10 protein-coding genes are annotated in these 11231 nt (G+C 40.4%); 9 read left to right on the forward strand and 1 reads right to left on the reverse strand.

Going from position 1 to position 11231, the window contains the following annotated elements; genetic code table 11:
• Nucleotides 1-879: phosphoethanolamine transferase domain-containing protein (locus L647_RS0117780; RefSeq protein ID WP_024612239.1), on the reverse strand; the 879-nt coding region annotated here is incomplete at its 3' end.
• Between the two features lie 554 nt (nt 880-1433).
• Between L647_RS0117780 and ilvG the strand changes: the two genes are divergently transcribed.
• The 9 genes from ilvG to L647_RS0117825 all read left to right on the forward strand — a co-directional run.
• Nucleotides 1434-3083: an acetolactate synthase 2 catalytic subunit gene (gene ilvG, locus L647_RS0117785; RefSeq protein ID WP_024612240.1), complete on the forward strand. Its 1650-nt coding sequence runs from the start codon at nt 1434-1436 to the stop codon at nt 3081-3083.
• Complete coding sequence (gene ilvM, locus L647_RS0117790; RefSeq protein WP_024612241.1) at nt 3080-3322, forward strand: acetolactate synthase 2 small subunit; 243 nt, start codon at nt 3080-3082, stop codon at nt 3320-3322. Before ilvG ends, ilvM begins: the two co-directional genes overlap by 4 nt.
• Before the next feature lie 104 nt (nt 3323-3426).
• On the forward strand, nt 3427-5283 hold the full coding sequence (gene ilvD / locus L647_RS0117795; protein WP_024612242.1) for a dihydroxy-acid dehydratase: 1857 nt from the start codon (nt 3427-3429) through the stop codon (nt 5281-5283).
• Nucleotides 5284-5285: 2 nt separating this feature from the next.
• Nucleotides 5286-6839 (forward strand): threonine ammonia-lyase, biosynthetic, encoded by a 1554-nt coding sequence (ilvA, locus tag L647_RS0117800; RefSeq protein WP_024612243.1) that lies wholly within the window; start codon nt 5286-5288, stop codon nt 6837-6839.
• Between the two features lie 97 nt (nt 6840-6936).
• On the forward strand, nt 6937-7971 hold the full coding sequence (locus L647_RS0117805; protein ID WP_024612244.1) for an ABC transporter substrate-binding protein: 1035 nt from the start codon (nt 6937-6939) through the stop codon (nt 7969-7971).
• A gap of 60 nt (nt 7972-8031) precedes the next feature.
• Entirely contained in the window at nt 8032-9207 is a 1176-nt protein-coding gene (locus tag L647_RS0117810) for a methyltransferase (RefSeq protein ID WP_024612245.1), read from the forward strand.
• A gap of 31 nt (nt 9208-9238) precedes the next feature.
• Nucleotides 9239-9898: a carbonate dehydratase gene (gene can, locus L647_RS0117815; protein WP_024612246.1), complete on the forward strand. Its 660-nt coding sequence runs from the start codon at nt 9239-9241 to the stop codon at nt 9896-9898.
• Between the two features lie 8 nt (nt 9899-9906).
• A complete protein-coding gene (locus L647_RS0117820; protein ID WP_024612247.1) occupies nt 9907-10551 on the forward strand; it encodes an NAD(P)H-binding protein in 645 nt (214 codons plus the stop codon).
• A 126-nt stretch (nt 10552-10677) separates the two neighbouring features.
• Nucleotides 10678-11231: transposase domain-containing protein (locus L647_RS0117825; protein ID WP_024610249.1), on the forward strand; the 554-nt coding region annotated here is incomplete at its 3' end.

Raw genomic sequence — 11231 nt, forward strand, 5'->3', positions numbered from 1 at the left:
AGACACTGCGGTGGCTGTGCCGCAAGACGCCACATTATTGAAATACGAAACATTATGCTTTTGAGTGTAAGAGTTGGTGTTGCGTTTATAACCTTGGTAAGCAAAGTTTTCTGCTCGTGCTGTTTCGCCAACAACTATAACTGTTACGCTGGTGGTATTAGGCGCAATTAGGGTGGGTGCTGCATCTATGTTTTTAAATTCTATATTGGTGTATAGCAGTTGATCGCGCATATATTTATAACCGCTAGAGAGATATTGAAACGGAATAATTTCTTTTTTCAAAATGCGGTTGTTACGACCAGTGGCTGCGTAATCGGCGTAAAAGTTAGCGACCACTAAAGCAATTAGCGTTAAGCAGGCAATAATAAGTTTTATGCGGCTAATCGCTTCTTGATGAGGGCGAGTAAAGTGTATTTTTACTTTGCTTAATATAAAAACAGGTAGCGCACAAAACAACAGTAAAAAGGCTATGAGCTGCGGGTTTAAATAGCTCAACGCTTCGCTTGAATCGGTTTCGAACGTGTTTTGAATCATTGAATAGTCAAACACGACACCATAATTTAATGAGCCGTAAAGCACGGCGCTAGAAATTATCAGTAAAAGATAGTTAATTGGTTTTAATAACCATCTAACCGACACTATCGAAAAGAAAATAATTAAAAGGCATAACAAAAGTAGTGGTACTGAAAGTAAAAATAGCCACGAAAAGGAAGCCAATGAGGTAATGGCGCTAAACGAGCCTTGAATAAAAGGAATGTTTATAACTAAACAGTAATAGCAGGCAATCATCACTACAAAGGCGTTAGCACTACAGTGAATATAAAATCGTTTACTACGGTTTGGCTTTTTTTGTTCAGGTGTTTGGCTAAGTGTATTCATATTTAGGCTCGTTTAAAATAACAACGCCATGCTATGTAACAACACTTAAGAATTGCTTAAGAGAACCTACGCATTGCCTGAGGGTAATAAATAATTTTATTTATCACCTTTTTTTTAAAAATTAATCAAACCTTAAACAGAGAATATAAGAATAGTGAATTTCCGTGCTTGAAATTACAGCATAAAAAAACCTTTATTTTTGTTAATGGTGAATTTTAAAACCACTTAATTTCCATATTCCCCTTTTTCTTAGATTAACTTTGGTGTTGACTTAAGGGGCTTAGCGCGGTACTAATATAAAAAGAGAGCGAAGGAATAACCTTCGTAGCAATTGAACAAAATTTGGTATTAATTACATGCTTGCAAACGCACTAAACCTAGTCCTGATTATTATCGTGGTGATTATTCCCGCGAGGGCTTCGTAGTGCTTTAAAAACTTAAGCATTAAAGAGCCCTCCGCACTTAACCGTTCGGAGGGCTTTTTAGTTTTAAGCCTAAAGTTTTAAGCGTAAAAAATGTAATTGGGTTGTCACTGAGGAATGAGGGTTTTATTAATGACAGGTGCAGAACTAACAATCGACTTATTAAGTAAACACGGTGTAAAAGACGTATTTGGCTACCCAGGCGGAGCTATTATGCCAATTTACGATGCGCTTTATGATTCGTCGATCAAGCACTACCTTGCTCGCCACGAGCAAGGTGCTGGATTTGCTGCCGTAGGTTTTGCACGTAGCACTGGAAAACTAGGTGTGTGTTTTGCAACCTCAGGACCAGGTGCTACTAATTTAATTACCTCACTTGCAGATGCAATGATGGACTCAGTACCTTTACTCGCTATTACAGGGCAAGTGCCTACCGCTGCGATTGGCTCTGATGCGTTTCAAGAGATTGATATATTAGGTATGTCGCTTTCATGTACTAAACATAGTTATATGGTGGAGCGAGCTGAAGATTTAGCTGAAATATTGCAAGAAGCAATGCATTTAGCACAAAGCGGCCGACCAGGTCCGGTACTTGTAGATATCCCAAAAGATATACAAATGGCGCAAGTGCCTTTTAAACCTTGGCTTGCAGCTGATGAGTATTTACCTGAACTAGATCTAAACCAAGTCGCTATTGCCAACCAATTGTTGAGTGAGGCTAAGCAGCCTGTCGCTTATGTTGGTGGTGGTGTTCAAGCCGCTGATGCGCAAGACGAGTTAATGCAGTTTTTAAATAAAACACAAATGCCTGCAGTTGCAACACTTAAAGCATTAGGTAGCGTATTACCAGATTACGAACATTATTTAGGTATGCTAGGTATGCATGGTGGTCAAGCCGCTAATATTGCAGTGCAAGAGTGCGATGTATTAGTGTGTATAGGTGCACGCTTTGATGACCGTGTTACTGGTAATTTAGCAAAATTTGCAGCAAAAGCTAAAGTTATTCATTTAGATATTGATGCCGCTGAAGTAGGTAAACGTAAACCTGCTAAAGCCTCATTAATTGCTGATTTAAAAACATCGTTACCAGCATTAGAGTGTTTTGTAACGCCTAAAGCATGGTGCGACGTTAACAAAGAAATGATGGTTAAACATGCATGGCGTTACGACTATCCAGGCGAAAAGGTATACGCACCTTATTTACTTAGTCAGCTTAGCGAGCGTATGCCAAAAACAGGCGTAGTTTGCTGTGACGTAGGTCAGCACCAAATGTGGGTGGCTCAGCATATGAAATTTAGCCATCCAACCAACCATTTAAGTAGTGGTGGTGCGGGCACTATGGGTTTTGGTTTGCCAGCAGCTATTGGTGCACAAGTAGCACGACCAAATGATTTTGTTATAACTGTATCGGGCGATGGCTCAATCATGATGAATATTCAAGAGCTTGCAACTATTCGTCGTAATAATTTACCAGTAAAAATATTAATTTTAGATAACCAGCGCTTAGGTATGGTTCGCCAATGGCAAGAGCTATTTTTTGAAGGTCGTTACTCTGAAACGAACCTTTCGGATAACCCTGACTTTGTGCAATTAGCTGCAGTGTTTGGTATTCCAGGGCAAACAGTTACGCATGCCAATCAAGTTGATGATGCAATAACAGCATTAGTTAATAGTAAAGGTCCGTATATTGTACATGCCTGCATTGATAACAAAGCAAACGTATGGCCGCTTGTGCCACCGGGTGCAGCTAACGATGAAATGATAACGGAGAAGGCAAAATGAAACACAGCTTAATTCTTGTATTAAAAAATCAAAGTATTGCCGTAGAGCGATTTTTACGTGTGGTACGCCATCGTGGTTTTGACTTAACGCATTTTCAGCTCAATATGGACGACGGTCAATACAACGTAGCAATGACGGTAGATAGTGATAAGCCTATTCACCTACTAACAAGTCAGTTAAACAAACTGGTTGATGTTAAAGAAGTCAATTTGCAAAACTTACAGCAACAAGTCGTTTAATGATGCAATAAGAACGTTATTTTCGGGTAAGTTAATAATAACTTACTCAACAATTTTAGAATGAGGAATGCCCGCTTGTTAAGCGGCAAAAAACTGAGGTAACTATGGCTAAATTAAGAAGTGCAACAACAACTGAAGGACGTAAACGCGCAGGCGCAAGAGCATTGTGGCGCGCAACAGGTATGACCGACTCTGATTTTGGTAAACCGATTATTGCCGTAGTTAACTCGTTTACACAGTTTGTACCAGGGCATGTACACCTTAATCAGCTTAGTGAGCTTATGGGTGAGACGATAACCCAAGCAGGTGGCGTTCCAAAAGAATTTAATACCATTGCGATTGATGATGGCATTGCGATGGGACACGGCGGAATGCTTTATTCGCTGCCTTCGCGTGATTTAATTGCTGACTCGGTTGAATACATGATAAATGGTCACTGCGCCGATGCGATGATCTGTATTTCAAACTGTGACAAAATCACCCCTGGGATGATGCTTGCAGCCCTTCGTTTAAACATTCCGGTAATATTTGTATCGGGCGGTCCAATGGAGGCAGGTAAAACTAAACTTGCTAACATCGACATTAAACTTGATTTAGTTGATGCCATGGTTAAAGGCGCAGATGAATCGGTAAGTGATGCAGATTCAGAGCAAGTAGAGCGCTCTGCATGTCCTACATGTGGTTCGTGCTCAGGTATGTTTACTGCAAACTCAATGAACTGTTTGTTAGAGGCAATAGGCTTAGCGTTGCCTGGTAACGGTACCACGCTTGCTACCCATAAAGACCGTAAACAACTGTATGTTGAAGCGGGTGCTCGTATTGTTGATTTATGTCGTGAGTATTATCAAAAAGATAATCAAGATGTATTGCCACGTGCTATTGCCAATAAAACAGCCTTTATGAATGCAATGGTTGTTGATATTGCAATGGGCGGCTCGTCAAATACCGTATTACATTTACTCGCTGCAGCGCAAGAGGCAGGCGTTGATTTTGATATGTCGCATATTGATGCTTTATCTCGTAAAACACCATTTTTATGTAAAGTTGCACCGGCAACACCAGAGTACCATATTGAAGATGTTCACCGTGCTGGTGGCATGATGGCAGTTGTACGCGAGCTTGGTAAAGCGGGCTTAGTTGATATGTCGGTTAATCATGTAGCTGGGTCAACAATGGCTGAGCTTGTTAAAAAATGGGATGCAACCGACCCAACTAACGAGGTAGCGCGTAAGTTCTATCGTGCTGGTCCTGCGGGCATTCGAACTACTAAAGCAATGAGCCAAGAGTGTCGTTGGGATGAAGGTGATAATGACCGCGTGAATGGTTGTATTCGAAGCGTTGAACACGCTTTTCGCCAAGATGGTGGCTTAGCAGTTCTTTCGGGGAATTTAGCAGTTGATGGTTGTGTTGTAAAAAGTGCTGGTGTAGTTGACGAAATGCTACATTTTGAAGGCACCGCCATTGTATACGAATCACAAGATGATTCAGTAGAAGGGATTTTAAATAACGAAGTAAAAGCCGGCGATGTTGTTGTTATTCGTTATGAAGGACCAAGAGGCGGTCCAGGTATGCAAGAAATGCTATATCCAACGAGTTACTTAAAATCAAAAGGCTTAGCTGAAAAGTGTGCCCTTATTACGGATGGTCGCTTTTCGGGTGGCACTTCGGGTTTATCAATTGGTCATGTGTCGCCTGAAGCGGCAAGTGGTGGTGCAATTGCTTATGTTGAAAATGGCGACAAAATCATTATTGATATTGCAACACGAGAAATCACTTTAGCGCTAAGCGATGAAGAACTTGAGGCACGTAAACAAAAGCAATTAGCACGCGGAAAAATGGCTTACAAACCAGTTGATCGTGAGCGTTATGTATCGTCTGCTTTAAAAGCATATGCATTACTTGCAACAAGTGCTGATAAAGGCGCAGTGCGCGATTTAGCTAAATTGGAGGCGCTTAGTTAATTATGGTCTCTCAAGAGCTCGATTATTTTCGCGCTATTATTCAAGCAAACATGGAGCCTTTGGCTAAAGTTACTGAGGTTAGCGAAATGGCTGAACTCAGTAAAAAGCTAGGTAACCATGTTTGGTTAAAGCGTGAAGACCAACAGCCCGTGTATTCATTTAAATTACGCGGTGCGTATAACAAATTAAATAAATTACCTAAAGGCTCAGTGATTATCACTGCTTCTGCGGGTAATCATGCTCAAGGGGTTGCATTGAGTGCATCTCACCTTGGGCATCAAGCAACTATTGTAATGCCAGTAACAACACCTGAAATAAAAGTCAGCGCAGTGCGCGCACTTGGCGGTGAGGTTGTATTACATGGTCATCATTTTGATGCTGCAAAAGAATATGCGCTTGAGTTAACACAACAACGTAACGGTATATTTGTCCCACCATTTGATGATCCGGATGTCATTGTTGGTCAAGGCACCGTAGCGCGCGAGTTAATGCAGCAATTAAACGAGCTTGATGCAGTATTTATTCCTGTTGGCGGTGGTGGCTTACTTGCTGGTATGGCGGTTTATATTAAATCGCTGCGTCCAGATATAAAAGTAATTGGCGTAGAAGCCGACGAAAGTGCGTGTTTACAAGCTGCACTTGAAGCAGGTAAACCAGTAGAGCTTGAACGCGTTGGTAGTTTTGCCGATGGCGTAGCGGTTAAAATTATTGGCACTGAGACATTTCGTTTAGCGCAAAAGTTTTGCGATGAGGTTGTTACAGTAACTAGCGACGAAATATGTGCAGCCATGCAGGATATTTTTGTATCTACGCGTGCAATTGCAGAGCCATCAGGTGCACTTGCAACGGCTGGACTGAAAAAGTGGAGTCAGCAGTCGGGGTTAAAAGGGTTGCACTTAGCGGCTGTGCTTTCGGGTGCTAATTTAAACTTTGATCGTCTGCGTTATGTAGCAGAGCGTACTGCGCTGGGTGAAAAAAACGAGGCGCTATTAGCCGTTACTATTAAAGAAGAAAAAGGCAGTTTTAAACAGTTTTGTGCTTCTTTAGGTGGCCGTGCTATTACTGAGTTTAACTACCGTTATGCAGGACCTGGTGAAGCACAAATATTTGTAGGTATTGCACTTCGCCAAGGCGAGCAAGAGCTCAATGAGCTAAAGCAAGACTTAACTAATAACGATTATCAATTTTGCGATCTGTCAGATAACGAACTCGCTAAATTACATGTGCGTTATATGGTTGGCGGAAAAGCACCAGAGCAATTACATGAACGTTTATTGCGTTTTGAATTTCCTGAGTATCCAGGTGCGCTTGCACGCTTTTTAGATACTTTAGGCAGCAATTGGAACATTACCTTGTTTCATTATCGTAATCACGGTGGTTCGATGGGGAATGTACTGGCAGGTTTTGCTATTGAGCCGAGTCAGTATGAGATGTTTAACGAGCATTTGAATCGCTTAGGTTACAGTGTACAAGATGAAACACAAAACCCGTGTTTTACCCAATTTTTAACATCAAAACCGCAAGCAGAAAAAGCCGAAAAACTCGCCTCAGTATAATCCTTCTTTAAAGGCAGGCACCTAACTAGGGTGCTTGCTTTATCACACGTTTTACATATAGTTACAGGTAATCGTCATACTTTTTGAGGAAACCTCGTTGCTACTTAAAGGATTAATTATTGTATTGTGTGTTTTTTGTGGCCAGATTAAGGCGCAAGAATCTGTCACATTACAACTAAAATGGATGCATCAGTTTCAGTTTGCCGGTTATTATATGGCAGATCAAAAAGGCTTTTATAAAGAGGTAGGCATTGATGTAACAATTAAACCTGCTAACCCCATGATGCCAAATACTTTTGACGCAGTTGCTAATGGTGAAGCGCAATTTGGTGTGGGTCATTCTGGTATTCTGCAGCAGCGAATTGATGGTCAACCGTTTGTTGCCATGGCTGCTATCTTACAGTTTTCTCCTTATTGTTGGATGGTTAAAGACACCTCTGATATTTTTCACCCACGAGATTTTATCAATAAACGTATCACAAGTGTGAGCAGAGAAGACAACACCGAGTTACTCATTATGCTCAAGCGCAGTGCTGTTAATATCGAAAAGCTCAAGATTTACAAAGGTGAGGATTCTAGCCAAGCATGGATTGAAAATAAGTTTGATGCTATGCAGGTATACGTTACTACGGAGCCTTATTATATGACCCAGCAAGGTGTAGCCCATCGGCTTATTTGTCCGCAGCGATACGGTATGGATGTATACGCTGATATTTTATTTACCAGTGAGGCAATGCTTAAAAAGCATCCTCAAACAGTTGAAAAGTTTTATCAAGCAAGTTTAAAAGGTTGGCGTTATGCAATGATGAATATGGATGAAGCTATTGCGATTACCCAGCAAAAATACGCACCAAACAAAAGCTTTCATCAATTAGCATATGAAGCTGAAGTATTAAAAGATTATATAGTCCCCCCTACAACTAACTTAGGTAATATGTCGATGGCTAAGTGGCGACTCATTGCTGATTTATATGGCATACAGCAAAATGAGTTTGATAAAGTAAAAGCTAGCTTTATTTATAAGTATCAGGAGCCTGAAAGTATTAAATTATCATGGATGCTTATCGCCGCTATTATTATCAGTATTATTTCAATACCGCTTTATCTGCGTTTAATTTTTAGTAAAAAATAATATCTTTTGAAATTTGATCTGCTGATATAATTAATTGTCTTTTTTCTATTGTAAGTTGTTATGACTTTAGCTGAGCAATTTTTTGCACTTGATTCATTATTGAAGCGTAACCGCCAGTATTGGCAGTGTACTGCATTTGATTTTGATACTCTTCCGTGGTCTGAGCTACAAAAGCCACTCAACAACTTAACTGACAAGCAAGTAGCTGAGATTGATAGTGATCAGGCTCAGGTATATAAATTTTTTGCCCCTTATATCAATCAGCTTGAAGAACTCGAAATGCTATGCGAATTACCTCGTGCTGATAAATCTTATAGTGATTATCCATTTTGGATAAGTAATGGCATTAAAGGTCGCAAGTTTGACCAGTTAAAAGACTTTGTATCTGCTTTACCAAATAGTACGCTACCAGTTTTAGAGTGGTGTGCAGGTAAAGGGCACCTAGGTAGAATGCTTGCCTTTAATGGAGCAAGTGAAGTGCATAGTATTGAATTGCAATCTAGCTTGTGTAAACAAGGCGAGCAAAGTGCTCAGCAGCAAGGTTTGGCAATGCGTTTTAGCCAAGTAGATGTACTTACTGATAACACTTCTGATTTTTTTAACTCGGATATTCATGCTGTTGCATTACATGCTTGTGGCGGATTGCATCAAGAATTTATGCGCCAAGCAAGTTTAGCCAAAGTGCAAAAAATTAGTTTTTCTCCGTGTTGCTATCATTTATTCACTGCCAATAAGTATTTTGCAATGAGTACGTTAGCTCGTAAAAGCGACCTTAATTTAACGCACCGCGATTTAAAGCTCTCATTACAAGAAACAGTTACAGCTCCTTCTCGCTTGGAAAAAGTACGCAAAACTGAGCTTGAGTGGCGCCTTGGTTTTGATGCTCTTAGAAAGTCGATAACTGATGAGCAATGCTATGTAAGCGTCCCTTCGGTTAATAAAGCAATATTCTCAGATTCATTTAAATCATTTTGTGCATGGGCTGCGGATAAAAAGGCAATTTTATTGCCTCAAGATACTGATTATGAAAAGTTTTTATCTATTGGGCAAGAGCGAAAAAAGATTACAGACAGAGTTGAACTGGTTCGACATGTGTTCAGAAGAGCAATTGAGGTTTGGCTTGTGCTCGATCGTGCTTTATATTTGCAACAGCAAGGTTATCAAGTAAGCGTTAAAACGTTTTGTGAGAAACAGTTAACGCCTCGTAATATTCTGATCCTCGCTAATAGCAATTAAATTTCCCGTCCTCGACTTAATAAGAGATGCAATGAGAAAGTTAAAAAATTTATTCGATAACAATAAACGCTGGGCTGATCGTACAAGTGAAGCTGATCCTGAGTTTTTTAAAATTTTATCAATGCAACAAAATCCAGAATACCTATGGATTGGTTGCTCAGACTCTCGCGTACCCGCAAACCAAATAGTTGATTTATTACCAGGTGAATTATTTGTACATCGTAACGTTGCTAACGTGGTTGTACACACCGATCATAATTGTCTGTCTGTTATGCAGTATGCTGTAGAGGTATTAAAAGTAAAACATATAATGGTAGTAGGGCACTACGGTTGTGGTGGCGTACAAGCTGTTTTAGATGATGCCAAATTTGGTTTTATTGATAATTGGCTACGCCATGTAGGCGACGTAAAAGAAAAGCATTTAGAGCAATTAAATGCAATGCCTGAAAAAGAACGTTTAAGCCGCCTTATTGAGCTAAATGTCATTGAGCAAGTGCGAAATGTTTGTCGTACTAACATTGTTCAAGATGCATGGGAAAGAGGTCAAGAGCTCAGTGTTCATGGTTGGGTTTATGGTTTAGAAAATGGGCACTTACATGATTTAGAATCAGTAGTAACGTGTGCCGCAGAAGAAACCGAAAGCTATAAAAGAGCTGTGCAATACGTGCTTGCAAAAGCAGGTTGTGAGTAAATAAGCTTATGACTAAAACGGCGATTATACTTGGTGCCACAGGTTTAGTAGGTAGTGAGCTACTAAATGAGTTACTTAATAGTTCACACTACACCCACGTGGTTACTTTAACTCGCCGTGCTTTACCTATTTCGCATAGCAAGCTAACTAATCACATAATTGATTTCGAAAAGTTAGCCCAATGTGGCGAGCTATTTAAAGGTGACGTGCTTTTTTCATGCTTAGGGACTACACAAAAGCAAGCGGGTTCAATTAGTGCACAGCGTAAAGTGGATTTTGACTACCAGTTTATTGCAGCGCAGTTAGCTGTTAGTAATGGAATAAAACATTATTGCTTAGTGTCGTCCAGCGGTGCAAATGCGCAAAGTCGTAGCCCTTATTTAAAAATGAAAGGTCAACTAGAGCAGCAGATTAAGTTGCTTGCTTTTGAGCGTATAAGTATTTTTCAGCCATCGTTACTGCTAGGTCAGCGTGAGCAATTTAGAGTAGCAGAAAAAATAGGCAGTATAATTTTACCTATTATTGCATGGCTACCATTTTTAAAACGTTACAGACCTATCACGGGTAAGCAAGTAGCAAAGAAGATGCTAATGGTAAGCACCGAGCAACAAATTAAATTATCGTACTTTGTTTTAGATGATTTGTTTGAATAGCTTTACATGAAAAGCAAAAGGCAGCCTAAGCTTAATGCCGATCAGTTAAGAAATATTTAACGATCCATTGACCGATCTTCTGGTTAGTTTATAAAGGCTTCTGAATTTATTCAGGAGCCTTTTATTTTGCAACTCACTACCGCACTTTCTCTAGCCAATAGCTACGCACCCAATTCAGAAGGCTTAGGTCAGCTGAGTGATTTTTTATGCCCTGAGTTTATCAAACAATGCGCAGAAACAGCTGGTGTCGCGACGATAAGGAAAAGAAGGCTTCCTGTTGAGATAGCCGTTTGGACAGTCATTTGTATGTCGTTTTATCGTGAAGACCCACTGTGGAGTATTGTCAGTAAATTAGGGCTCGCTTTACCAGGTAAAAAAGAACTCGTTGCACCCAGTGCGGTTGTACAGGCTAGGCAGCGGCTTGGGGCTGATGCCGTTAAACAGGTTTTTGAGCAAAGTCAGCAAATGTGGAATGCTGATGCGAACCACCCCACATGGTGCGGGTTATCACTATTGGGCGTTGATGGTGTCATTTGGCGCACACCGGATACCGCTGAAAATCAACATGCATTCTCCGTGTGGAAAAATCAGTATGGTGACACGGCTTTCCCTCAGGTTCGCATGGTGTGTTTGATGGAGTTAACTAGCCATTTATTAATGGGGAGCGCCTTTGATAGTTG

This window comes from Pseudoalteromonas sp. TB64, from assembly GCF_000498095.1.
GTDB lineage: Bacteria > Pseudomonadota > Gammaproteobacteria > Enterobacterales > Alteromonadaceae > Pseudoalteromonas.

Bases quoted from the DNA above. Each gene is read 5' to 3' on its own strand.
- ilvG (WP_024612240.1), top strand. From the start codon at position 1,434: ATGACAGGTGCAGAACTAACAATCGACTTATTAAGTAAACACGGTGTA.
- ilvM (WP_024612241.1), top strand. From the start codon at position 3,080: ATGAAACACAGCTTAATTCTTGTATTAAAAAATCAAAGTATTGCCGTA.
- ilvD (WP_024612242.1), top strand. From the start codon at position 3,427: ATGGCTAAATTAAGAAGTGCAACAACAACTGAAGGACGTAAACGCGCA.
- ilvA (WP_024612243.1), top strand. From the start codon at position 5,286: ATGGTCTCTCAAGAGCTCGATTATTTTCGCGCTATTATTCAAGCAAAC.
- L647_RS0117810 (WP_024612245.1), top strand. From the start codon at position 8,032: ATGACTTTAGCTGAGCAATTTTTTGCACTTGATTCATTATTGAAGCGT.
- can (WP_024612246.1), top strand. From the start codon at position 9,239: ATGAGAAAGTTAAAAAATTTATTCGATAACAATAAACGCTGGGCTGAT.
- L647_RS0117820 (WP_024612247.1), top strand. From the start codon at position 9,907: ATGACTAAAACGGCGATTATACTTGGTGCCACAGGTTTAGTAGGTAGT.